Genomic DNA, 25,003 nt, shown 5'->3' with positions numbered 1-25,003 from the left:
CAAATATTATTTCAGGATTCCATTCGTCATCCTCTGTTTTTCCGTGTCCTAAAGACATTAATGAAATCAGTTTTCCTTTTTCCGCATAAAATTGGCAAGTCCAAGTTTGTAAAATGTAATGATTAATCGGCATATATTTTATTGATTCCTCTGCATAAATTAATTCTCCATTTTTCTCATAATAAACTTCTTCATAAAAATCGGTTTTTTCGTGCGATTCAATTTGTATTATTCTCTTTCCGTTTTCAGTTTCACAAATTTTCCAAAATTCAGTTTTTCCGTTAAAATCCGTTACTGCGATTTTGTTTTGAGAACATTTTGATAATTCAGCGAGATATTCAGTGTTTATTTGTTCTCGTAATTTTTCTTCTTTTTCTCTTTCAGTCAGTTGAACTTTTTGTTCTTCTATTTCAGATTCTGCTATTTTATTTTCAGTTGAGTTGCTTTTTTGGGATTCGCAAGCAGTCAATGAAATCAAGATTATAAATGTCAGCAGGATGTTTTTCATAATTGTGGGCAACGTGTTACATCCTAACAAATATAACTGTTTTTAGTTAAAATCTTCCGGATAAACCAACTTTTGATTGCTGATTATTCTTTTCTTTTAGTTGATTCACCACCCGATCTAACGGACTCTGTATTCTCATCAAATCCTGTTGAGTAACGTGCGTATAAATCATCGTTGTTTCTGGTTTACTATGCCCCAATAACGTTTGTATATATCGTAAATCTACACCATCTTCTAACATATGCGTAGCAAAAGAATGTCTCAAAGTATGCGGAGTTACTCTCTTTACAACTCCCGCTAATTTACAAGATTTTTTCAAAAAACTTCGTATACTTTCTGCACTGTATTTACCCCCGTTTTGGCCTTCAATAAAATATTTTTGTGGAGCATACGTATTTATATAATTAAAAAGTAAAGGCAAAATGCTTTCTGCCAAAATTACGGTTCGGTCTTTTTTACCCTTTCCAGAATTTACAAACAATTGCTTACGGTCCACATCTATTTCGTGCAATTGTAAAGATAATAACTCTCCAATGCGTAAGCCAGAACTATATATTAAACCTAAAATAGCACGGTGTTTTAAGTTTTTGGTAACTTGTAAAATTCTAATAACTTCATTTCTAGAAAGTACAGACGGTAATTTTCTATCTTTTTTAGGGCGCAATAAATTCAAATCTTTCTCTAAAGGCTCATTTAAAAATAATTCAGAAAAATGTTTAATAGCGCTCACACATTGCCTATGAGAACTAATAGAATAATTACCTTTTGCAATCACTTCTTCTAAAAAAATCTCATAATCCCGATACGTTAATTTAGTTATAGGCTTTTCAGTAAAAGCAACTAACATTAAAATAAAATGATAATATGTTTTTACAGTACTTTCACTATAACGTTTGCCACGTAAATAAGACACATATTGCCATAATATCTTTTTATCTTCAGGTTTTAATTTCTCTTTATCAACCTTAAAATAAGAAGGTTTAGCTTCTTTATATTCCTTTTTTTGGATCATTAGTTGCTTGTAATCTACATAATAACCTCGGTCATTAAAAAATATAAATAACACCTGTTTATTATCTAACGAGTAAGGCATATAATAACAACGGTGAGTTTGCGTCCATTTAATTTCGGGTAACATTTTAAGTTCCTTTACAATTGTAGCTTCATATAAAAATTTAATAGCAATTTGCGTATCTTCTCGGTGGGTTAGAGGCAGTAAAGTAACCGTTTTCTTTTTCATAGTAATATATATTATTAGGGCAAAACCTTCACTATAAAAGCTCAGGTCGGGCTTTACGCTATATCTTTTTTAAATGGCTAAACAAATAGCCATTTAAAAAAGGATGCCGCTGCAATCCCTTTTGCAAAAGTATTTGTGTAAAAACAATAAATACTTAAGAGGTTCAAAATTAGATAAATAAAATATAAAATAAAATTAAATTCAGGATTTTTTCCAATAAATAAGATTTTTTCCAACAAATTACTTGTTGCAACTATAAAATATCATAGAAATAAAAAAAACACCCATCATTTAAAAGATGAGTGTTTTTTGTGATATTTAAAATATGTTAGTGTTAGTGGTTATGCGGAGCACGAGCACCACCGTGATTATGAGCTCCTGGCGGTGGACCATCAGGGTGCTCTTCTTTAAATACACCTTTTAAACATCTGCTAACATAAGGATATTCATCAGTTATAAAATATCCGTAACTTCCGTTTATTTCAGTGCCATTACACTCATCTAACTGTCCTTCTCCCTCTACATATGTCCAATCTGAAACAAAAATACCATCAGGTCGAGTATTATTTAATTCTTTTTCTAAAGAACTAGTCGGACTTTTGTAACTGCAAGCATCTCCTGTTCTTAAATCTTCAGAAAGTACATAACTAGGTTTATATTTACCACTCTTAGAATAATAGATAGGAAAACCATCTTTAGCATAACCTACCAATATAATATCTTCACCTTTATCAAGTTTTTTAATCAATTCTTTAGGTACACCATGATAATGGTAGGCTCCCGTAGGTTGTACGTGTGCTAAATTAAAATCTAAGCCTAAATCTACTAAATCTTGAATAGCTTCAATTTTATAAACCTCTCCAGTTTCACATACAAAACGTTCTGCCGTTTCAGGTTCAAATTTAATACCATTTACAGCTACACCTGGTTCTCTAGACCATTTACTTTCACCAGAAAATTTAGGCTCTGTAGTGAAAGAATATTTTAAATCTTGTGCTTTTATAGAGTTTGGGTTACCCGGGTTAGGAAACTCTCCCGTGCTATGGTTAGGTAAACCATTGGTAATCATTACTCGTTGATTATCTTTTAAACTAACACTGGTTTTGGTGCCAAATGTATCATCGTTAATTGTATATGATTTTGTAAAATCTACCTCTGCAAATTCTACAGGTTCTTTGGTAGTTACCTTTTCTTTTTCTTTTTTAGAGCCGCAACTTGTACAGAGAAGAAGTAACAGTAGTGGGGTAAGTGATAAATATTTCATATTTAGGTTTCTTTAAATTAGTACCAATCTAATATTTCCACTTTAATGGCAGGATTATTAGTAGTAACTATATTTTTAAATTGTTTAGGGTCGCTCATTTTTTCTTTCCCTCTATAATGGTATGGGTATACTTTTTTAGGTTTAAAATCTAAAACAGCATCTGCAGCAGCTTCTACAGGCATTGTATATGGTAAATTCATACAAACAAAAGCTATGTCAATATCTTTTAGATGACGCATTTCTGGTATATCTTCTGTATCTCCAGAAACATAAATACGTTTTTGGTTTGCATTTAATACATAGCCATTACCACGACCTTTTGCATGGTATTTAAGAGCTTCTTCTCTTAAATTATACATAGGTATGGCTTCTACTTCTACACCTAACCAAGATTTTTTTTCTCCGTTGCTTATTACTTCTGCATTTTTTTGAATGTGTGTAGGTAATTGATCTTTTACTGCTTGCGGACAAACAATTGTTAGCGTAGAATCTTTATCTACAAACTCTGTAAGTGTTTCTGGGTTTAAATGATCTGGATGAATATCTGTTACAAAAATAATATCTGGTTTAGGTAGGGTAGAAAATTTTTCACTACCCCCAACCGGATCAAAATAAAAAGTTTTTTGATTAAGCTCTATAGCAAAAGAGGCGTGTTCTACAGGCATTACCGCAATAGAATCGTTTTTGTTTTCTTCTAAGTTTTTAGTGACTGCTGGAGAAATTTCTTGCTCTGTTTGTGTCTCTTTTTTTTCTTCTTTGCAAGCAAATAAAGAAAGGCTTAAGCAGGCTATAAAAAATATGTTTTTCATAATTACTAGTGTTGGGGTTTATAAATCATTTTAATATCAGCCCTCTTGTAAGGCGGATTTTTCTCTAGTTTAGCTTCTTGAAATCCAAACTTATGATAAAGATAAATAGCATTTTTTAAAAATTTGTTAGAATAAAGCAAATACTCATAGTTACTATTATCGTTTGCATATTGCTGAAAATACTTCAGCATAAATTGTCCTATTTTTTTACCTCTATAATTTTCGTGCACTGCCATTTTGGTAAGCTCTATAGTCTTTGCGTTTAATTTTAATAATGCAAAAGTGCCAACAATAGTTTCTTGGTATTTAGCAAAGAAAATTTTACCACCTTGTTCTATTATTTCTTCTTTGCAGTTTAATAAAACTTCTTTATCGTGTGGTTCTACTACAAAGTCTTTTTCTAGCCAAGCCAAATTAAGACTAGCAAAATGTGTAGCTAAGGCAGGAGTAAATTCTATAATTTCAAGATTCATTTATTCTTCTTCTCTTATAAAATCTGACACAAAATAGCTTAACGCTTTGCCAATCGTAGGGTTATTTTCTGGAGAGGCTTCGCATAAATGAAGATATAAAACCTTTTGTTTTTTAGAGAGTTTAATAAAGCTTCTAACTTCGTTAACACTAAATCCACTTGGTGTTATTGCGCTACTATCAAAATTTTTAATACTATCACAATCAACTTCTAGTCCAAATTGATTCTTTACAAAATCTGTTGCTTTTTGAAATTTAATAAGTTTTTGTATGGTAGTAAGATGTAAAAATTCTTCTAAAAAGCTATAGTTAATGTGTTTATCACTATCCATTTCTTCAAAAATATATTGAGGCGTGTAATTTTTGTGTAAACCTACAATAGCATATTTATCTAAGTATTCTTCTTTTTTGGCATATTTAAAACCATTACCACTATGTCTGTAATCTGTTTTTCTTAAATCTGTATGTGCATCTAAATTTAAAACGTGAATGGCTTTTTTTAATGCCGTAGAAGTTCCTTTAATATTTCCGTAAGCGTTATTATGTCCGCCACCAATAATAATAGGAATTTTGCCTAAACTTACTATTTTCTCTACCACTGTAGCTACTTGCAGATCTATTTTTTCTACAATTTCTCCCAGTTCACTTTTAGAAGTCGTGTTTAAAGCAGCCTCGTTATAAGAAGAGCAATCAATTTCTCCTAAAATAATGCATTGCTCAGGGTTGTTGTATTTATTTACTTGAATATTGCAGAATGATTTTAAAAAAGCATCCCAAGCTTTTGCAGTACCTGGTTTTCCAAAATTACCACGAACCCCAATGTCTTCAGGGATACCAAAAATTACATATTTAGCATCAGATTTTTCTAACTCTTCAAAATTACGTAGAAATGTGAGTGCTTCTCCAAATTTAGTTTCTCCTTCTCTGTACGAAATAAAATTTGTTACTTTCTCTGTGCTATAAAAGTTGAAATTTTTCATATACGTTATTATTTATTCAACTATTTTACCTGCCAATATTACTTGGCTTATGTGATTATTACCAAACGAGTAAGGTAAAAATCCGTAGCTAGGGATAGCGTCTGTAATAATTAAATTTGCTTTTTTACCTTTGGTAATGCTTCCGTGAGTTTTTTCTATTCCCATAGCGTATGCCGCATTAATAGTAGAAGCATTAATAGCTTCTTCTGGTGTCATTCCCATTTTTATACACGCGAGAGAAATTACTAAATTCATATTTCCGTTGGGAGAACTACCAGGGTTATAATCTGTGGCCAATGCTACTGGTAAACCTGCATCAATCATTTTTCTTGTAGGGGCGTAAGGGATGTCTATATATAATGAGCAAGAAGGTAAACCAACAGGCATGGTATTTGTGTTTTTAAGAGCATCTATGTCTTCTTCTTTCATAACTTCTAGATGATCTACAGAAAGTACATCATAATCTACACCTAATTGTACTCCGCCAATTGCATTAAATTGATTTACATGAATTTTACCACGAATACCATATTTTTTACCAGCTTCTAATACTTGTTTGGTATCTTCTAAATCAAAATAACCTTTCTCACAAAATATATCAATATAATCTGCTAGGTTTTCTTCAGCAATTTTAGGCAGCATCACATTGCATACTTCATTTACATATTCTTTTTTATTTGCTTGAAATTCTTTTGGTACTGCGTGGGCTCCTAAAAAAGTAGTTTTAATAGTGATGGGATAATGTTTTTGTAATCTTTTGGCTACTCTAAGCATTTTCAACTCTGCCTCAGTAGTAAGGCCGTAGCCAGATTTAATTTCAATAGCACCAGTTCCCATTTTTATAACTTGCTCTAATCTAATACTGGCTTGTTCAAAAAGTTGGTCTTCACTTGCTTGTTGTAATTTAGCAGTACTATTAATTATACCTCCACCTTTAGCAGCAATCTCTTCATAAGATAAACCTTTAATTCTATCTACAAACTCTTGCTCTCTATTACCAGCATAAACTAGGTGTGTGTGTGAGTCTATCCAAGAGGGTAGTACCGTTTTGCCCGCAGCATCTATAACTGTAACCTCTTTTAAAGAAGGAAGAGATTCCATTTTACCATAATCTTCAATAATATCATCTTTTATAAGTAACCAAGCATTACTTATAGTAGGGAGAGTAGACATTTGTTTACCACTAAGCTTAGAGACGTTGTTTTCTCTAACTTGTATAAGTTCTTTTATGTTTTTAATCAATGTTTTCATAGAAAATAAAAGTACGGAAACCTTTAGAATTATTAGATTGAAAACTACCTAAAATACCTTGAATAGTTTAAAATTATAGATTTTTAAAATAAGTATAATTAAATCTTATAGTGAAATAAAATTTTATAAGTGAAATATGTTTTATGTAGTGTAAGTAAGCTCTACTTTTGTAGTACACAAAAAAACAACATTAACTAAAAAATTAAGTAACTATGTCTATTGTAGGTCAAAAATTTCCAGATTTAGAAGTAAACGCAATGAATGAAATGGGTGATACTTTTAAAATTAACGTTTTAGAAGAAGCTAAAAAAAATAACAAGAAAGTTGTTCTTTTCTGGTACCCAAAAGATTTTACTTATGTATGTCCAACTGAGCTTCACGCTTTCCAAGAGGCATTACCTGAGTTTGAAAAAAGAAACACAATTGTAATTGGTGCTTCTTGTGACACTGCAGAGGTTCACTTTGCTTGGTTAAATACTTCTAAAGATAATGGTGGTATTGAAGGTGTTACTTACCCAATTTTAGCAGATTCTAACAGAAACTTAAGCTCAAGATTAGGTATTTTAGATGCTACTAACGAGAGATATGATGAAGAAACAGGAGCTTATACTATTGATGGTGATAACGTTTCTTTTCGTGCAACATATTTAATTGATGAAGAGGGTACTGTTTTTCACGAAGGTGTAAACCACATGCCATTAGGTAGAAATGTAAGCGAGTTTATTAGAATGATTGATGCTTACTCTCACGTACAAAAACACGGAGAAGTATGTCCAGCAAACTGGGAAGAAGGTAAAACTGCAATGAAAGCAGATAGAGAAGGTGTATCTTCTTACTTAGCTTCTAACTAAGAAATTAAAATTGCTATAACAAAGAGAAAATAAGTTTACCGGCAGATGTGAGTTTGCCGGTATTATTTAACCAACAAAAAACAAACGCTATGTTACAAGAGTTAGACCAAGATAATTTAAACGAAATTGTATCAGGTAATGATACTGTAGTAGTACAATATATGGCTGGATGGTGTGGAAACTGCCGATTAATGAAGCCTAAGTTTAAAAAATTAGCTTCAGAAAATGAAAATGTAAAATTCATTTTGGTAGATGCAGAAAAATATCCAGAATCAAGAAAATTAGCAAAAGTGGATAATTTACCAACTTTCGCAACCTTTAAAGGAGGAAGTTTTGTAAACCAAGTACAAACTAACAAATTAGAATCTTTAAAAGTAATAGTAGATGAAGTTACCGGTAATTAAACATTTTCAGAAAAATAACGATAAAGAAAAGTTAGAGCACGCTGTTGAGGTTTTAGAATCTTATACAGAACATCGTTCATGCTCTGAAACAGATATGGACGTAATAGGTGAATTAATCACTAATATTTGTGGAGCTATAGAGGTACACAATATGGTTGAACAAGGAGTACCAGAAAGAGACGCAGCCAATAACTTTGTAAAAAAAGTGATGGGTTCTATAGATAAATAATTATTTTATCCAATAATTATTAGGTTGGAAAAGGGTTACCATTATAGGTAGCCCTTTTTTTTATGAAAGCTTTAATAAGATATTTAGGGTTTCTTTGTACTTTTAAAATAAAAACATGGCCCATATCACTTTTAAAGGAGAAGACTTTAAAACCATAGGTGAACTACCACAAAAAGGAGAAAAAGCACCAAATTTTAATCTAATTAATCAAAACTTAGAAACTGTAAATCTTACAGATTACAGAGGCAAAAGATTAATTCTTAATATTTTTCCTAGTATAGACACTAATGTTTGCGCTACTTCTGTGCGTAATTTTAATAAACGAGCTAAAGATTTAAAAAATACAGAAGTTTTATGTATTTCTAGAGATTTGCCATTTGCACAAAAAAGATTTGTAAAAGCAGAAGATTTGAAAGAAGTAATTATGCTATCAGATTTTCAAACTTTAGAGTTTGGTAAAAAGTACGGATTAGAAATAGAAAATGGTCCTTTTCAAAATCTATTATCTAGAGTAGTAATTGTGTTAGATGAAGAAGGTAAAGTACTTCACGCGCAACAAGTAACAGAAATTGCAGAAGAACCAAATTATCTTTCAGCTTTAAAAACACTTCTATAATAATGCTTAACTCCTTTCTAGGAAAACGTATAAAAGCTTGTGGTTATGCTTTTAAGGGAGCTCTAATTTTAATAAAAACAGAGCCGCCCATTCAGGTACAAATTATAATAGCTATTTTAATGACAGCTATTGGTTTTTATCTAAATATAACCACAGTAGAATGGATGTTTCAAATATTTTCTATTGGTTTGGTAATAAGCTTAGAAGCAGCAAATACCGCTATAGAAGAAATAGCAGATTTTATACATCCAGACTATCATAAAAAAATAGGACTTATCAAAGATATGGCTGCAGGGGCAGTGTTTTTTGCTGCAATTACCGCAGTTATCATAGGTCTTATTATCTATATACCTTATTTATTTTAACTGAATAAAAATATTAATACTTAAAAAATGACACGAATCTTATTTACACTATCTTTTTTCTTTATTTCGATTGTATCTATTGCTCAAGAAGATAAAATTAAAACTCTAGATGTAAATCTTTCTAATTATGAATATCCTTATAATGTAAGTTTTTTCAATTTTGAAGCACAGCAACAAGATTTGAAAATGGCTTACGTAGATGAAAAACCTGCCAATTGGAACGGACAAACCATTGTTTTGTTTCACGGTAAAAATTTTAACATTGCTTATTGGGAAACAACTATAGAATTATTGAAAAAAAATAAATATAGAGTAGTTGCAGTAGATCAGATAGGTTTCGGGAAATCTACCAAACCAGTATACTTTCATTATACCTTTCAGCAATTAGCAGAAAATACGAAGAATCTATTAATAAAAATTGGCGTAGAAAATCCAATTATTTTGGGCCATTCTATGGGAGGTATGGTAGCTACAAGATTCACTTTAATGTATCCAGATTATACAAAACAATTGGTGTTAGTTAACCCTATAGGTTTAGAAGATTGGAAATTAAAAGTGCCTTACCAGTCTGTAGACGATTGGTATAAAAGCGAACAGAAGAAAAGTTACGAAGGAATTAAAAAATACCAAAAAACCAATTATTACGATGGTAAATGGAAACCAGCTTATGATGAATGGGTAAATATTTTAGCAGGATGGACAAAAAATGAAGATTATAATCTTATAGCTTGGAATTCTGCTTTAACTTATGATATGATTTTTACACAACCGGTAGTGTATGAGTTTTCAGAAATTAAAGTTCCTACACTTTTAATTATAGGTACTAGAGATAGAACAGCATTAGGTAAAGGTTTTGTGAGTGAAGAAGTAAAATCTACTATGGGGTTGTATAATAAATTAGGAAAAGAAATTGCAAAAAAAATACCTCAAGCTAAATTAGAAGAAATAGAAAATGTGGGGCACTTGCCACATATAGAAGCATTTAACCGTTTTGCAGAAAAGCTAATTCCTAACTTAGCAAAGTAGTTGTTTGGTAATCAAACAACTAGATGCTTTAGTGATAAATAATAACGAAACAGAATTTTTGTTCTCGTTAATTCAACTGAATTTGTATTTTTGTCACCTAGCGATAACTTGACTAATGGCAAAAAAAAGCTCTAAAACTAAAAAGAAGGCACCTACAAAATTTAAGAAACCTGATTTTAAAATTACTAGAAAACATAAAGTAATTTTAGGTAGCTTCTTAATTTTGTTTGGTATTGCATTAGTTATAGCATTTACCTCTTTTTTGTTTAATTGGCAAGAAGACCAAAGTACATTAGGGCAATTCACTAATAGAAGTGTAGAAGCAAATAATTGGTTAAGTAAATTTGGAGCAGAAATTAGTAATTTCTTTATCTACAAAGGTTTTGGTTTAGCCTCGTTTAGTTTAGCAGTACTAACCATATTATCTGGAGTTTATTTATTTTTTAATCTTAATAGGCAAGGTCTTCAAAAATTTTGGTTTTGGGGAGTATTAGTAATGTTGTGGTTTTCTACTTTTTTAGGTTTTTTTGCTACAGATAATGCCCTTTTAGGAGGTATGATTGGTTTTGAAACCAACGATTTTTTACAAGATTATTTAGGTTTAGCAGGTACAGCACTTTTTTTATTTTTTGTATTAATAATTTATCTAGTAGCTAGGTTAAATATAACCCCAGAGTTAGTAGGTAAATATTTCCATAAAACTAAAGAAGAGTTAAATGCAGATTTTGATGAAGCGAAGCAAGAATCTCAAACAATAGAAGAAGAAAATACTTCTGTAGTAGCAAACACAGCTCCAGTTGAAGAAAATGCCACTACTAAAACAGAAGCCGAGCTAGCAATTACTTTTGAAAAGAAACAAGAAGAAAACTCAATAGACATACCAATAGAGCAAGAGCCTACCATTAAAGTAGAAGATAAACCTACAGAAGAGAGAGAAAAAATTGTTATTAAATCTGATAATGAAGAAGATGTAGCAATGGAGGTAGAAACTATTGAAGAAGAAGAAGTTGATACATTAAGTGAAAAACTAGTAAAAGATTTTGGGGAGTTTGATCCTACATTAGAACTTAAAAAATATAAATTTCCAACTATAGATCTTTTAAAAGATTATAATGCGGGAGGTTCATCAATTACTATAGATCAAGCAGAACTAGAAGAGAATAAAGATAACATTGTAAATACGCTTAAAAATTACAAGATAGAAATAGCTCAAATTAAAGCCACCGTAGGTCCTACAGTAACGCTTTATGAGATTGTACCAGAAGCAGGTATTAGAATTTCTAAAATTAAAAATTTAGAAGATGATATTGCATTATCTTTAGCAGCATTAGGTATTCGTATTATTGCACCAATCCCAGGAAAAGGAACTATTGGTATAGAAGTACCTAATAAAAATTCAAGCATAGTTTCTATGCGTTCTGTAGTAGCTTCTCCAAAATTTCAAAATGCAGAAATGGAATTACCAATTGCATTTGGTAAAACAATTTCGAATGAAACTTTTGTGGTAGATTTAGCTAAAATGCCACACTTGCTAATGGCAGGGGCAACAGGGCAAGGTAAGTCTGTAGGTTTAAACTGTATATTAACTTCATTACTCTATCAAAAGCATCCTGCAGAAGTAAAATTTGTGTTAGTAGATCCTAAAAAGGTAGAACTTACTTTGTTTAATAAAATAGAACGTCATTATTTAGCTAAATTGCCAGATACAGACGAAGCTATTATTACAGATAATACCAAGGTAATAAATACATTAAACTCTCTTTGTATAGAAATGGATAATCGTTACGATCTTTTAAAAGACGCAATGGTAAGAAATTTAAAAGAGTATAATGAAAAATTTAAGGCTAGAAAACTAAACCCTAACGATGGCCATAAATTTTTACCTTATATAGTATTAGTAGTAGATGAGTTTGCAGATTTAATTATGACGGCAGGAAAAGAGGTAGAAACACCAATTGCTCGTTTAGCTCAATTAGCTCGTGCTATTGGTATACATTTAATTATTGCCACACAAAGACCTTCTGTAAATGTAATTACAGGAATGATAAAAGCCAATTTCCCTGCCAGAATAGCATTTAGAGTAACATCTAAAATAGATTCTAGAACTATATTAGATAGTGGAGGTGCAGATCAATTAATTGGTCGTGGAGATATGTTATATACTCAAGGTAATGATTTAGTACGTATACAATGTGCCTTTGTAGATACTCCAGAAGTAGAAAAAATTACAGATTATATAGGCTCTCAAAAAGCATATCCAGATGCACACCTTTTACCAGAATATGTGGGAGAAGAAAGTGGCACAGGACTTGATATAGATATTAGTGAACGAGACAAGCTCTTTACTCAGGCAGCAGAGGTTATTGTAACTGCACAGCAAGGTTCTGCATCTCTTTTGCAACGTAAATTAAAATTAGGTTACAATAGAGCAGGTAGAATTATAGATCAGTTAGAGGCTGCTGGTATTGTAGGGCCTTTTGAGGGTAGTAAAGCAAGACAAGTTTTAGTACCAGATCTTGTAGCTTTAGAACAACATTTAAATAATGAATAAAAAATAATAATGAAAAAAATAACATTTATTCTTACACTTTTTATTGCTTTTTCAATCAATGCACAAAATTCACAAAAAGCAAAAGCCTTACTAGATGATGTATCTAGCAAAGTAAAATCTTACAATAATATTGTGATAGATTTTTCTTACATACTAAACAACACTGCAGAAAATATTAAACAAGAAACAAGAGGTGATGTTTCTTTAAAAAATGAAAAATATAGATTAAATTTAATGGGTACTACTCGTTTATTTGATGGAAAAAAAATATATACAATTATTCCAGAAGATGAAGAGATTAATATTTCTACCTATAACCCAGAAGATGCAAATGGAATAACGCCATCTGAAATGCTTACTTTTTATGAAGAAGGATATACATTTAAATGGGATATTAAACAAGATGTAAAAGGAAGAAAAATTCAATATATTAAACTAACCCCAATAGATACCCACGCTGAGGTAAAAGAAATTTTACTTGGTATAGATGTACAGACAAAACACATCTATAACCTTATTCAAACTCAAGATAATGGCACAAAGGTGACTATAAAAGTAAATAGTTTTAAAACCGACCAACCGCTTTCTGAGAATCTTTTTAAGTTTAATGAAGATAAATTTCAAGGTTATTATATCAATCGTTTAGATTAGTCATTTGAAGATTTTAGATAAGTACATATTTTCTAGCTTTGTAAAAACCTTTTTGGCAGTATTTGTTATCTTGATGTTTATTTTTGTACTTCAAGGTATATGGCTGCACATATCAGAGCTTGCTGGTAAAGATTTAGATTATGCCATTATTGGTAAATTCTTACTTTACCTAACTCCAAGTTTAATACCGTTAGTATTACCATTAACCATTTTAGTATCTTCTATTATGGTTTTTGGTGGTTTTGCAGAAAATTATGAGTTTGCAGCCATGAAATCTTCTGGTATCTCCTTACAAAGAGCTATGAGAAGCCTAATCTTCTTTATAGGTTTTTTAAGTGTAGTAGCGTTATTTTTTGCAAATACCGTTATTCCGTGGGCAGAATTTAAATCTATTAATCTTCGTTATAATATTAGAGAGTTAAAACCCTCTATGGCCATTGTAGAAGGTGCTTTTAATGAAATAGGAGATGTAAATATTAAGGTTGCAGAAAAATATGGAGAAGAAGGTGATAAGTTTAAAGATGTAATTATTCATAAAAAAACACCTAACAAAATTGGAAATTTTACGGTAATAAAAGCAGAAGCAGGAGAGTTAGTAAGTAGCGGAGATAAAGGCTTAGCTCTTATTTTGTATAATGGTAATTATTACGATGAGCTACAACCCAAAGACTATAAAGAAAGAAAAAAGAAGCCTTACTTAAAAAGTTATTTTGATAAATATAATATCAATATAGACTTATCTAATTTTAATGATGTAGACTTAGATGATACCAAGTACAACTATTCTTATAAAATGCTAAATATCCCTGAGTTGGGAGAGTCGTTAGATTCTTTATCTAGTGATTTTAATGAAGATAAGAAAAACTTTAGCAACAATATTATAATGAGAAGTGGTGCTAGAAGACTAGGTATAGAAAAAAAAGACTCTACAAAGCTTAAAAAAAATACTCAAAAGCTAAACTCAGTAGAAGAGAAAGACTCCGTAAGTTATGATGTGCATACGGTAGATGAGTTTTTTAATTCTTATGATTTAAGGCAAAAGCAACAAATTGTAAATATAGCAATAGGTTCTGTAAGAGGTACAGCTTCTAACATTAAAGGGAAAGAAGGTATATTTAAAAGTAAAGCACAAAGATTAAATAAAACAGAAATACAACTACATGAAAAGTATGCATTAGCTGTAGCGTGTTTTATATTGTTTTTTGTGGGAGCACCATTAGGAGCTATTATAAGAAAAGGAGGTCTTGGTTTACCAATGGTAGTAGCAATATTACTATTTCTAACATATCACTTTGTAGGAATTTTTGCAAAAAACAGTGCAGAAGATGGTACAATAAGTCCTTTTGTAGCTACTTGGCTGTCTACCTTTATTATGTTTCCATTAAGTATATATTTAACTTACAGAGCAACTACAGATCAAGGTTTTATTAACACAGATGTTATCACGGAACCTACTAAAAAGTTCTTTAGAAAAATAGGACTGACAAAGAAGCAGAAATAATAGATTGTTTACCTTTGCAGTACTAAATAAAATACATAATGTCAACACATATATTAAGTACTGATAATAAAATTCAACTAAATACAATTCCTGAAGCAATTGAAGATATTAGGAATGGTAAAGTAGTAATTGTAGTAGATGATGAAGACCGTGAAAACGAAGGTGATTTTGTAGCTGCTGCAGAAAAAGTTACTCCAGAGATGATTAATTTTATGGCTACTCATGGCCGCGGATTAATTTGTGCTCCATTAACAGAGTCTCGTTGTGAAGAGCTAGCTTTAGATATGATGGTAGGTAATAATACAGATGCTATGGAGACAGCTTTTACTGTTTCTGTAGATTTAAAAGGCCACGGTTGTACTACAGGTATTTCAGCTTCAGATAGATCTAAAACCGTAAAAGCACTAACAGATCAAAATATAAAACCATACGAGTTAGGGAGACCAGGACATATTTTTCCTTTAAAAGCTAAAGAAGGTGGTGTTTTAAGAAGAACAGGACATACAGAAGCAGCTATAGACTTTGCTAGACTAGCAGGTTTATCTCCAGCAGGTGTTATTGTAGAAATAATGAATGAAGACGGGAGTATGGCTCGCTTACCACAATTAATAGATGTAGCTAAAAAATTTGATTTAAAAGTAGTTTCTATTGAAGATTTAGTAGCATATAGAATGCAGCACGACTCTTTAATAGAAAAGAAAGAAGACTTTGAGATTAATACTCGTTTCGGTTCTTATAGACTAAAAGCTTACAAACAAACTACTAACGATCAATTACATTTTGCATTAACAAAAGGTAGTTGGACCACAGAAGAGCCAGTTTTAGTAAGAGTAAATTCTACTTTAGTTAATGATGATATACTTGGTACTCTAACTAATAATGCAGATAAGAAGTTAGATGATATGTTTAAGGCTTTAAATAAAGCTGAAAACGGAGCAGTCGTATTTATTAATCAAGAAGTTTCTAGCTTAAATCTTTTAAATCGATTAAAAGGATTAAAAGAAAACCAAGAAAACGGAGAGATGAAAGCACCACGTGTAGTAATGGATAATAAAGATTTTGGTATTGGTGCACAAATACTTCACGATTTAGGTATTCATAAAATAAAACTACTTTCTAACTCACAACAAAAAAAGAGAGTAGGGATGATAGGTTATGGCTTAGAGATTACAGAATACGTAGAGTATTAATCTCTAATTAAATCAGAATAATAAAATATTACACTTATCTAGTTTTAGGTAATGTAAAACTTTAAAAAAGCAGCTTCTTTACAGAGGCTGTTTTTATTTTTAATAGCCACTACTTTAATGTTATAGATTGGTAATATCTATAATAGTTTCTTTTAAAGGACGTCTTACTTTCTCTAAATCGGCAAAAAAGTCATCTTTGGCACGATAACCAATAGGTAGTAATAAAACAGACTTTAATTTTTTTTCTTTAAGCTCAAGTATTTCATCATATTTTTCAGGATTAAATCCTTCCATTGGGCAAGCGTCAATTTCTTCGTTTGCACAAATTGTAAGTAAATTACCTAAAGCTAAGTAAGCTTGTTTTGTAGCCCATTGTTCAATTTCTAAAGAAGATTTGTTTTCAAAATCTTTCAATAAAAAGTTTTTAAACGGGTTTAAAATTTCATCAGGTGTATTTCTAATTTGTTTAACCAAATTAAAATGATGATTAATAAAATCTGAATCTATTTCAGTTTCAATACAAATTACTAGCAGATGAGATGCGGTAACCACTTGTTTTTGTTGAAAGCTATGCTCTAATAATTTATCTTGTAATTCTTGATTTTGTACAACAACTAATTTTAAAGGTTGAAGACCGTAAGAGGTAGGAGTAAGATTAAAACTTTGCTTTAAAATATCTATTTTCTCTTTAGAGACTATTTTAGAATTATCAAATTTTTTAGTTGCGTAACGCCATTGTAAAGATTTGATTGCACTCATAAATAAAAGTCTAAAGTTTTTGGGTAAATATACTAAGCTTAAAGTTATAATTACAGCTGTGAAAAACTAATTATTTTTAAATTGTTTTGCTAAAAGTTCTTTAAAGCCCATTGTTGTGAACTCTTATTCTTGCAACTTGCATGAAACTTTAATAAACTATGAAACACTATCTATTTTATCTACTTATTCCAATTTTAATGTTTACTAAAGTTAGTTTTTCTCAAGAGATAGAAAGTAGAGAGCAACATTATCAACACCAATTAAATTTTGGTACCGATAATGATTTTTTTGCGGTTTTAACTAACAAAGACAGATCTTATACTTTTGGAGTAAATGCTGCTTATCGTTTTATACCAGAAGAAGAGAATTTTGTTTCTAAGATTTTTAGTACTAAAAAAGCCTTTTTACACGATGTTTCTATACATATGGAAGCATATACACCTAATTATGATTTTGATACAGGAATACCAACAGGAGAGAGACCTTTTGCTGGTTGGACATATGCAACTTTAGCCACTCAATATATTTTTGATCAATCTTTTATAGTATTTAAAACAGATATTGGGGTGTTAGGAGAAATTTCTCAAGGAGGAGCTATACAAGATTGGTTTCATAGCAAAGTGTCTGGAGATACTGTTTTACAAGGTTGGGAAGACCAAATACCTAATCAATTGGGGGTGAATTTAAAAATGGATTACTTCCGTAGTATTCATAGAAACGGTTGGTATGATTTTTTTGGAAGTGTAGAAGCATCATTAGGTAATGTAAGATCTTACGTTTTTCCAAAACTATATGTAAGAATAGGGGAGTTTAATGAAATTACTAAAACTACTTCTCTCAATAATTCATTATTTCAATCTAAAAAAGATATTGAGTATTACATCCAAGCATCTTTAGGATTTAAAGCAATAGCTAATGATGCCACCTTACAGGGAAATATTTTTAGTAATAGTAATGATACTAGAACCTTAGATCATATAGACCATACCACTATTCATGCAAATTTTGGAGGTTTTGCAGCTTACCAAAGATTTAATTTAGGGGTACTTTACCATTTTAATAGTGGAGAGATAGATAGTATAAAAACACATAGCTATGTGTCTATAAATCTTGATTATAAATTTTAATCGTTACTTAATGTTGGGTGTATAAATTGTTCATTAACTTTGTACACTAAAAAAAAGTTAATGAAGAAAATTTTTACTCTACTACTACTTAGCGTTGTTTTATCTGTAAATGCGCAAGTAGTAATTAATGAATTAGATGCAGACAGCGAAAGTATAGACGATAAAGAGTTTGTAGAGCTTAAAACAGACAATCCCTTTACTAGTTTAAATGGTTATGTTTTAGTGTTTTTTAATGGTTCTTCTAGTGGTGCAGATAGTAGTTATTATACTTTAGATTTATCTGGCTACACTACAGATGTTAATGGTTTGCTTTTAATAGGTAGTACTACTGTTTCTCCAATTCCACAATATTTAATTTCTTCAAATATTATTCAAAATGGGGCAGATGCTGTTGCAGTTTATCAAGCAACAATGTCAGATTTTCCTGATGGAACTTTAGCAACTACTACCAATTTAATAGATGCTTTAGTCTATGATACAAATGATAGTGATGATACTGGTTTAATGAGCTTATTGGGAGTTACTACTCAAATTAATGAAGATTTAAATAATAATAAAGATTATGAGTCTATACAAAGAGCAAATGATGGTACTTACTTTGTATCTACACCAACACCTAGACAGTTAAACGATGGAAGCGGTGTTATTTTAAACGGAGTAACAGTTTCTGTATCTGCAAACCAGTATGATGAGGGAGATAGTTTTGTAATTAATTTTACTACAGAAACTACGGTAAATAACGATTTAACCATCAATTTTACTTTGGCAAATGGCGGGTTTAATTCTTCAGATTTTACAGGTAATACTTCAGTAACTATTCTTCAAGGTCAAAATTCAGCTTCTACCACCATCAATTTGGTAGATGATGCAGATGATGAAGGAGATGAGGTTTTGATAATTAGTATGAACTCACTCCCTAATGAATATGCAGAACTAACAGATAATTTAGAAGTTAGGGTAATAGATAATGATTATACAGTAGCTTCTTGGGGTACACCAGTAAACCCAACATACAATCTAGTGCAAAGCACCCAACCTAGTGGTTATTATAATAGTTTAAATGGTCTTGCCGGTCAAGCTTTAAGAGATGCTTTACAAGATATTATTGCAGAAGAAGGAGTGGTAAGAGCACAGACTTATGCAGATATAATTGATATTTTAAAAGAAGCAGATCAAAACCCAGAAAATAGTAATCAAGTTTGGTTAGTTTATACAGAGCAAGCCAGAGCAAAAATAGATTTTCAAACAACGTCAGACAATACAGGAACTTGGAACAGAGAACACGTTTACCCAAGATCAAGAGGTGGTTTTGAGAGTATAGATTTAGATGAAATTGCAGATGGAGTAGATGTATATTGGAATACTACAGCAGACTCTTTAAGGCACGGTAACTCAGATGCACATGCATTGAGAGCAGTAGACGGTCCAGAAAATAGCTCTAGAAACAATCAGTTTTATGGGGTGGGAGAGTACACAGGTCCAACTAATACACAAGGAAGTTTTAAAGGAGATGTAGCTAGAAGTATTTTTTATATGGCGGTTAGATACAACGATTTGAGTGTAGTAAATGGTTTTCCTGAAGGTATTGTAGGAGAGTTTGGAGATTTAACCACTTTGTTACAATGGCATAAAAACGATTTACCTGACGATTATGAAATGAATAGAAATAACGTAGTTTACAACTGGCAATACAATAGAAACCCGTTTATAGATCAACCAGATTTAGTAGATTACATTTGGGGAGATAAAGTGGGAGATGTTTGGCAACAAAGTTTAGCAGTAAATCAAGAAGATGTTTCAGCAATAAAAATCTATCCTAATCCAACTTCAGGAGAGGTTAATATAATTGGGGTTACGGGAAGTTTTACTGTAGAAGTATTTTCTATTTTAGGTAATAAAGTATACACAAAGCAAGCAATAAATGCTGCTAAATTAGACTTAGAGCTAGAAAGTGGCGTATATTTAATGAAAGTAGTGACAGAAAATTCAGAAAAAGTACAGAAAATAATTATCAAATAATTAGCTTTCTATAACTTCTTTATAGTCTAAAAAGAAATTTTCAAACCTGGGCATGTAAGTATTAAAATACTCAAATACTTCTTGCCAGGTTTTTTTATTGTGAATGCTTACCTGATCTATTTTTAAGTGAATATAAGCCACAATTTTACCAGAGTCTGTTTCATAATGCTCTTCAAAAACAAGATCGTTACTTATTTCTTCTAACATTAGTGTTTTAAGGCTTAAAAACTTTTCAAAGTAAAAAGGCTTTAAAATTTCATCTTCTGTATCTATTATAAAACCTAAAGAAGCTATTTTATTATCAAAATGAAATTTTAAATTAACTTCTTTAATCTTGGTGTTATACAATATCCATTTTCTTGAACTTTGCTGCCCAAATGCTGTCCAAAACTCTTGGCGCAATTTTTTAGATTCTTCTCTGCTAAACATAATTTTAAAGTAGATAAGCTATAAAAATACCAAATATAATAACTGCCATTTTAGATAGATTAAATTGATGATTTTTAGATGATTCAAATAAAATAGTGGTAGAAACGTGTAAAAATATACCAATAACCAATGCGCTAATATACTTTTCAATTTTCTGAAGAAAATCAAAATTTTCTTGTAAAAAGCTACCAAGCGGGGTCATTAATGCAAATAATAACAAAAAAACAGCAATTTTTAGTTTACTTAATTTAGAATTTATTAAAAAAGAAGAAATAATAATAGCAATAGGTATTTTATGAATAACCACCCCTATTAATAAATGCTCATTATTATGTATAGGTGAGCCTTCTAGTAATGCGTGAATACAGAGGCTTATAAAAAGTGTTAACGGAAATTGGGTACGTTCTGCATTGTGGTGTAAATGTCCGTGCTCAGCACCTTTAGATAAAAATTCTAAAAATATTTGTAGCAATATACCTCCCATAATCAAAAAGCCTACACTCTCGTCATAATTTTGGTAAACCTCTGGTAAAAATTCAAAAATAGTGATAGAAAGTAAAAAAGCACCGCTAAAAGATAGAATAAGCTTAATGGCTGTACTACTTGCTTTAATAAAATAAGCAATAATAAAACCTACTATTACAGCAATTACAGGTAAAATTAAATTCATTTAAGTGTTTAAAAATTAAAACATTACAGTTGTAAACTTATTTTACAACATTTATTAATAAGCTATTAATCCAAATTTTGGCTTTGGTCGAAATAAATTAAAAATCTTTCAGATTATTAAATCTAATTACCAATTTGTTTGAACCATTGTTATTGCCGGCAAAATTAACGTATTTTTGCGGCTAAGAGAACTTCTATTATGGGAAATAATTATCAAATGATTGCCAAGACCTTATTCGGTTTTGAGCCATTATTAGAAAAAGAATTAAAAGATCTTGGCGCTATGGATGTCAAGAAAGGTGTTAGAAATGTAAGTTTTAAGGGAGATAAAGGGTTTATGTATAAAGCTAACCTTTGTTTAAGAACTGCAATAAAAATTTTAAAACCTATAAAATCTTTTAAAGCATATAATGAAGAAGATCTTTATAAAAAGATTTATAGCATTGAATGGGATCAATATATGAATGCAGCAGATACTCTAGCAATAGATGCTACAGTACACTCACAAAAATTTACACACAGTAAGTTTATCTCTTTAAAAAGTAAAGATGCAATTGTAGATTACTTTAGAGATAAAACAGGAAGAAGGCCAGATGTAGATTTGCAATTTCCTCATTTAAGAATTAATATTCATATTGAAGATTTAAACTGTACCGTTTCTTTAGACAGCTCTGGGCAATCTTTACATAAAAGAGGTTATAAAACCGCCACTAACATAGCTCCTATTAATGAGGTATTGGCTGCAGGAATGTTATTAATGTCTGGTTGGGATGGTAGGTCAGATTTTTTAGACCCTATGTGTGGTAGTGGTACTATTTTAGCTGAAGCAGCAATGATAGCTTGCAATATCCCGCCAAATTTAAATAAAAAAGAATTTGGTTTTGAAAAATGGAAAGATTGGGATGTTGATTTATATGAAAAAATTGAAGAATCAGCTCTTAATAAAATAAGAGGATTTGAGCATAAAATTATAGGATACGATAAAGCACCTAGTGCGGTAGCAAAAGCAAAGGCAAATATAGAAAATGCAAACCTAGATGAGTTTGTAACTATAGAGCAAAATGATTTTTTTACTACAGAAAAATTTACAGATAAACATCTACATATGGTATTTAATCCGCCGTATGGAGAACGTTTAGAATTATTAAATCTAGAAGAATTTTATAAAAATATAGGAGATACTTTGAAGCAAAGTTACCCTGGTACGCAATCTTGGTTTATTGTTTCTAATTTAGAAGCTATAAAAAATGTAGGATTAAGGCCATCTAGAAAAATAAAGCTTTACAACGGTAAATTAGAGTCTAGGTTATTAAAGTATGAAATTTATGAAGGAACCAAAAAGGTTCACAAAATAAATAACTAATTAGTTTGCAACTTTTTGTACCCTGTCTTTTTTAGAGATAGGGATGAGGTATGATACTCCATACCCAAAACCTACACCAATAGAAGTATCTTGGTAGGTACGGTGAAAGCCTGGTATATACAGGTTTTCAAAACCATTTAAAGAGTTGTCTCCAAAAGAGGTTTTTAATTGTACGTGAGCGCTTAAAAATAAATTGTTTAAGATTTCTGTTTTAATACCTAATTGAAATTCTATCCAACTTTTAGTTAGACCGTTATATTCTTTGTTTATCACTCTAATATCATCTTCAAAATAACTATCAGAGGTGTAAACTTGATATTGTTCTAATGTATGATTAAATGTAGCAAAACCGTACCTAAAACCAACGTACAATTCATTTTGCATATCTAACCAATTGTCATAAAAGTTGTAATTACCTCCTATTTTAATATAGCTACCTTGGGTAGTTGCTTCTAAAAAAGGTTCTGTGTAAGAGTAATCTTCGTTTCCAATTTCTGCAGCTAAGTAATAATTTTTGTAGATTCTATAATCGCCCATAATTTCAAAGGCTTGGTAATCATTCTCTAGAAATGTTTTTGCAGTTTTAGCTAAATCTGCCCCAATTCTAATACCAAATTTATCTTTGTAGGGAATAATAGTATCTATTTCTTTAGTATCTTCTTGTGCGTAGCTATTATTGTTAGCTAGCACAAAAAGACAACTAATGGTAAATATATAAATGTGTATCTTCTTCATCTAAAATTTCGTTAGGTTGTAATACCTCAATGGCTTTAATCCAATTTACTTCATCTGTTTCTATAATTAATACAGCATTAAAGTTTAAAAATTCGGCTTTATAACTACAAGCTCTATTTACGTACTCTAAGTTTACTGCATAACTAAATTGAATTTGATCTTCATTGGTTACCAAAGGGCTGTCTTCATCTACATCATAGTTTCTTACAAACGTATAATTTGTAAAATCTTGAGCCGTATTTAACGGTATGGTGATGGTAGATAAATCTTCTGTAGTTTCAAAATAATAGTCTGTTTGCCCTTCTGCAATAACGTTTAAATTAGATACAGATTTAGATAGCTCAGGGTTTTCAATATCAAAAAACTCTATTACTAATTTTGGAGTTGTTTGTGTAGCCTCTGGGCAAATATCATCTTTTTGACAGCTACTTGTAAATAGTAACGCAATTATGATAGTAAACAGCGTGTATTTTTTCATGATCTTAATTCTAACCTAACTACATTTTCTACGTGATGTGTTTGTGGGAACATATCTACAGGCTGAATTTTAGTTACCTTGTAGTGTTCATCTAACAATGCTAAATCTCTTGCTTGAGTAGCAGAATTACAACTTACATAAACAATTTTTTTAGGTAAAATGCTTACAATTTGTGCTACTACATCTTTATGCATACCATCTCTAGGAGGGTCTGTAATAATCACATCTGGTTGGCCGTGGGTATTAATAAAGTCTTGAGTGAATACCTTTTTCATATCTCCAACATAAAACTCAACGTTGTCTATGTTATTAAATTGTGCATTTTTCTTAGCATCTTCAATTGCTTCTGGTACAGCTTCTACACCAATTACTTTTTTTGCTTTTTTAGCAACAAATTGCGCAATTGTTCCTGTTCCTGTATATAAATCATATACTAAATCATCTTCACTTAAATCTGCAAAATCTCTAGTGATTTTATATAACTCATATGCTTGCTCAGAGTTGGTTTGGTAAAATGACTTGGCATTAATTTTAAATTTAAGACCTTCCATTTCTTCAAAAATGTGATCTCTTCCTTTAAAACAAACTACTTCTTGATCGTAAATAGTATCATTTCCTTTTTCATTTACCACATATTGTAGAGAAGTAATTTCAGGAAAACGATCTGCCATAAAATTTAATAACAACTCTCTATTTGCTTTATCATCGTAGTAAAACTGAACTAAAACCATAATTTCTCCTGTAGAAGAAGTTCTAATCATTAAAGTTCTAAGTAAACCTTCTTGTTTTCTAGCATTAAAAAACGGAATGTTATTTTTTGTAGCAAAATCTCTTACTTCTGTTCTAATAGCATTACTAGGGTCTGCTTGTAGGTGGCATTTTTCAATATTTAATATTTTATCCCACATACCTGGTATATGAAAACCTAAAGCATTTCTATCTTCTATCTCTACACCGCTATTTATTTCATCTAGGGTAAGCCATTTGCTATCACTAAAAGAAAATTCCATTTTATTTCTATAAAAATAAATTTTTTCACTTCCAGAAATAGGGGTAACCTCTGGTAATTCAATTTTACCAAGGCGTTTTAGATTATTTTCTACTTCTTGCTGTTTGTAAAAAAGCTGGTATTTATAATCCATATTTTGCCATTTACAACCACCACAAGTACCAAAATGTTGGCATTCTGGTTCTGTTCTCTTATCAGAGTACTTAATAAATTCTACCGCTTTCCCTTGGTAGTAAGCTTTTCTTTTCTTGTAAGTTTGTATATCTGCTACATCTCCTGGTACTGCATTGTCTATAAAAACAACTTTCCCATCTGGTGCCTTTGCTACAGCTTTGCCTTTTGCACCTGCGTCTATCACTTCTAAAGCGTTAAAAACTTTCTTTCTGTTATTTCTTCTTGCCATAGCTGCAAAAGTAATAAGATTTATTAAGCTGTAGAGTTTAGATTTCAATAAAGATTTCTTATTTTGCCAAGAAGCATTTTTGGGATGATTTCTCTCCCTATACAA

General features: G+C 30.8%; 26 protein-coding genes. 13 read left to right on the top strand and 13 right to left on the bottom strand.

What is annotated here, in order from left to right; genetic code table 11:
* From BUC03_RS07950 to hutI, 7 genes are all read right to left on the bottom strand, one after another.
* Nucleotides 1–508, bottom strand: a 508-nt coding sequence (locus tag BUC03_RS07950; RefSeq protein WP_143159158.1) for a hypothetical protein, incomplete at its 3' end; no start/stop codon positions are given.
* A gap of 46 nt (nucleotides 509–554) precedes the next feature.
* The gene (locus tag BUC03_RS07945; protein WP_073150066.1) at nucleotides 555–1,748 is read right to left on the bottom strand and encodes a tyrosine-type recombinase/integrase; all 1,194 of its coding nucleotides are present in this window, start codon (nucleotides 1,746–1,748) and stop codon (nucleotides 555–557) included.
* A gap of 334 nt (nucleotides 1,749–2,082) precedes the next feature.
* Nucleotides 2,083–3,012 (bottom strand): YHYH protein, encoded by a 930-nt coding sequence (locus tag BUC03_RS07940; RefSeq protein ID WP_073150063.1) that lies wholly within the window; start codon nucleotides 3,010–3,012, stop codon nucleotides 2,083–2,085.
* 17 nt (nucleotides 3,013–3,029) lie between these two features.
* Nucleotides 3,030–3,821 (bottom strand): MBL fold metallo-hydrolase, encoded by a 792-nt coding sequence (locus BUC03_RS07935; protein WP_073150061.1) that lies wholly within the window; start codon nucleotides 3,819–3,821, stop codon nucleotides 3,030–3,032.
* Between the two features lie 5 nt (nucleotides 3,822–3,826).
* Nucleotides 3,827–4,294 carry a GNAT family N-acetyltransferase gene (locus BUC03_RS07930; RefSeq protein ID WP_073150058.1) on the bottom strand — a complete coding sequence of 156 codons (468 nt, stop codon included), beginning with the start codon at nucleotides 4,292–4,294 and terminating at the stop codon, nucleotides 3,827–3,829.
* Nucleotides 4,295–5,272, bottom strand: coding sequence for a formimidoylglutamase (locus BUC03_RS07925; protein ID WP_073150055.1), 978 nt, complete (start codon nucleotides 5,270–5,272; stop codon nucleotides 4,295–4,297).
* Nucleotides 5,273–5,284: 12 nt separating this feature from the next.
* Nucleotides 5,285–6,523: an imidazolonepropionase gene (gene hutI / locus BUC03_RS07920; protein WP_073150053.1), complete on the bottom strand. Its 1,239-nt coding sequence runs from the start codon at nucleotides 6,521–6,523 to the stop codon at nucleotides 5,285–5,287.
* Nucleotides 6,524–6,735: 212 nt separating this feature from the next.
* Here hutI and BUC03_RS07915 point away from each other — a divergent pair, with 212 nt between their 5' ends.
* The 10 genes from BUC03_RS07915 (at nucleotide 6,736) to ribB (ending at nucleotide 15,907) form a co-directional block, all read left to right on the top strand.
* Nucleotides 6,736–7,374, top strand: coding sequence for a peroxiredoxin (locus BUC03_RS07915; RefSeq protein ID WP_073150050.1), 639 nt, complete (start codon nucleotides 6,736–6,738; stop codon nucleotides 7,372–7,374).
* A gap of 89 nt (nucleotides 7,375–7,463) precedes the next feature.
* Nucleotides 7,464–7,778, top strand: coding sequence for a thioredoxin family protein (locus BUC03_RS07910; RefSeq protein ID WP_073150100.1), 315 nt, complete (start codon nucleotides 7,464–7,466; stop codon nucleotides 7,776–7,778).
* Nucleotides 7,759–8,007, top strand: a complete 249-nt coding sequence (locus tag BUC03_RS07905) for a DUF6952 family protein (RefSeq protein ID WP_073150047.1) — start codon at nucleotides 7,759–7,761, stop codon at nucleotides 8,005–8,007. The genes BUC03_RS07910 and BUC03_RS07905 overlap by 20 nt, the downstream gene beginning before the upstream one ends.
* A 115-nt stretch (nucleotides 8,008–8,122) precedes the next feature.
* Entirely contained in the window at nucleotides 8,123–8,623 is a 501-nt protein-coding gene (gene tpx / locus BUC03_RS07900; RefSeq protein WP_073150044.1) for a thiol peroxidase, read from the top strand.
* Between the two features lie 2 nt (nucleotides 8,624–8,625).
* Nucleotides 8,626–8,988, top strand: coding sequence for a diacylglycerol kinase (locus tag BUC03_RS07895; RefSeq protein WP_073150041.1), 363 nt, complete (start codon nucleotides 8,626–8,628; stop codon nucleotides 8,986–8,988).
* Nucleotides 8,989–9,015: 27 nt separating this feature from the next.
* A complete protein-coding gene (locus BUC03_RS07890; RefSeq protein WP_073150038.1) occupies nucleotides 9,016–10,014 on the top strand; it encodes an alpha/beta fold hydrolase in 999 nt (332 codons plus the stop codon).
* 115 nt (nucleotides 10,015–10,129) lie between these two features.
* Nucleotides 10,130–12,565: an FtsK/SpoIIIE family DNA translocase gene (locus BUC03_RS07885; RefSeq protein WP_073150035.1), complete on the top strand. Its 2,436-nt coding sequence runs from the start codon at nucleotides 10,130–10,132 to the stop codon at nucleotides 12,563–12,565.
* Nucleotides 12,566–12,574: 9 nt separating this feature from the next.
* Nucleotides 12,575–13,216 (top strand): outer membrane lipoprotein periplasmic chaperone LolA1, encoded by a 642-nt coding sequence (locus tag BUC03_RS07880; RefSeq protein ID WP_073150033.1) that lies wholly within the window; start codon nucleotides 12,575–12,577, stop codon nucleotides 13,214–13,216.
* A gap of 4 nt (nucleotides 13,217–13,220) precedes the next feature.
* Nucleotides 13,221–14,717, top strand: a complete 1,497-nt coding sequence (locus BUC03_RS07875; protein ID WP_073150030.1) for an LptF/LptG family permease — start codon at nucleotides 13,221–13,223, stop codon at nucleotides 14,715–14,717.
* A gap of 38 nt (nucleotides 14,718–14,755) precedes the next feature.
* Entirely contained in the window at nucleotides 14,756–15,907 is a 1,152-nt protein-coding gene (gene ribB / locus BUC03_RS07870; protein WP_073150027.1) for a 3,4-dihydroxy-2-butanone-4-phosphate synthase, read from the top strand.
* Between the two features lie 120 nt (nucleotides 15,908–16,027).
* Here the strand turns inward: ribB and BUC03_RS07865 are convergent, their stop codons facing one another.
* Nucleotides 16,028–16,666, bottom strand: a complete 639-nt coding sequence (locus tag BUC03_RS07865; RefSeq protein WP_073150024.1) for an NAD(P)H-dependent oxidoreductase — start codon at nucleotides 16,664–16,666, stop codon at nucleotides 16,028–16,030.
* A gap of 158 nt (nucleotides 16,667–16,824) precedes the next feature.
* Here BUC03_RS07865 and BUC03_RS07860 point away from each other — a divergent pair, with 158 nt between their 5' ends.
* Together BUC03_RS07860 and BUC03_RS07855 are read left to right on the top strand one after the other, a co-directional pair.
* Complete coding sequence (locus BUC03_RS07860) at nucleotides 16,825–17,793, top strand: lipid A-modifier LpxR family protein (protein WP_084112859.1); 969 nt, start codon at nucleotides 16,825–16,827, stop codon at nucleotides 17,791–17,793.
* Nucleotides 17,794–17,853: 60 nt separating this feature from the next.
* Entirely contained in the window at nucleotides 17,854–19,812 is a 1,959-nt protein-coding gene (locus BUC03_RS07855) for an endonuclease (RefSeq protein ID WP_073150018.1), read from the top strand.
* On the opposite strand, the gene BUC03_RS07850 is transcribed toward BUC03_RS07855, so the two are convergent.
* Nucleotides 19,813–20,241: a DUF4268 domain-containing protein gene (locus BUC03_RS07850; protein WP_073150015.1), complete on the bottom strand. Its 429-nt coding sequence runs from the start codon at nucleotides 20,239–20,241 to the stop codon at nucleotides 19,813–19,815. It lies immediately after the preceding gene.
* A gap of 4 nt (nucleotides 20,242–20,245) precedes the next feature.
* The gene (locus BUC03_RS07845; protein ID WP_073150012.1) at nucleotides 20,246–20,911 is read right to left on the bottom strand and encodes a ZIP family metal transporter; all 666 of its coding nucleotides are present in this window, start codon (nucleotides 20,909–20,911) and stop codon (nucleotides 20,246–20,248) included.
* A 198-nt stretch (nucleotides 20,912–21,109) separates the two neighbouring features.
* Between BUC03_RS07845 and BUC03_RS07840 the strand changes: the two genes are divergently transcribed.
* Nucleotides 21,110–22,273, top strand: coding sequence for a THUMP domain-containing class I SAM-dependent RNA methyltransferase (locus BUC03_RS07840; protein ID WP_073150009.1), 1,164 nt, complete (start codon nucleotides 21,110–21,112; stop codon nucleotides 22,271–22,273).
* On the opposite strand, the gene BUC03_RS07835 is transcribed toward BUC03_RS07840, so the two are convergent.
* From BUC03_RS07835 to rlmD, 3 genes are read right to left on the bottom strand one after another with little or no spacing between them, the layout of a single operon-like run.
* Nucleotides 22,274–23,008: a DUF6048 family protein gene (locus tag BUC03_RS07835; RefSeq protein WP_073150006.1), complete on the bottom strand. Its 735-nt coding sequence runs from the start codon at nucleotides 23,006–23,008 to the stop codon at nucleotides 22,274–22,276. It abuts the gene before it with no gap.
* Nucleotides 22,974–23,486, bottom strand: a complete 513-nt coding sequence (locus BUC03_RS07830; RefSeq protein ID WP_073150003.1) for a DUF6452 family protein — start codon at nucleotides 23,484–23,486, stop codon at nucleotides 22,974–22,976. Before BUC03_RS07830 ends, BUC03_RS07835 begins: the two co-directional genes overlap by 35 nt.
* Nucleotides 23,483–24,898, bottom strand: a complete 1,416-nt coding sequence (gene rlmD, locus BUC03_RS07825) for a 23S rRNA (uracil(1939)-C(5))-methyltransferase RlmD (protein ID WP_073150097.1) — start codon at nucleotides 24,896–24,898, stop codon at nucleotides 23,483–23,485. Before rlmD ends, BUC03_RS07830 begins: the two co-directional genes overlap by 4 nt.
* Nucleotides 24,899–25,003 lie beyond the last annotated feature (105 nt).

This window comes from Mesonia phycicola (assembly GCF_900141885.1).
Classification (GTDB): Bacteria; Bacteroidota; Bacteroidia; order Flavobacteriales; family Flavobacteriaceae; genus Mesonia; species Mesonia phycicola.
This window is presented reverse-complemented; position numbering and strand designations above follow the sequence as displayed.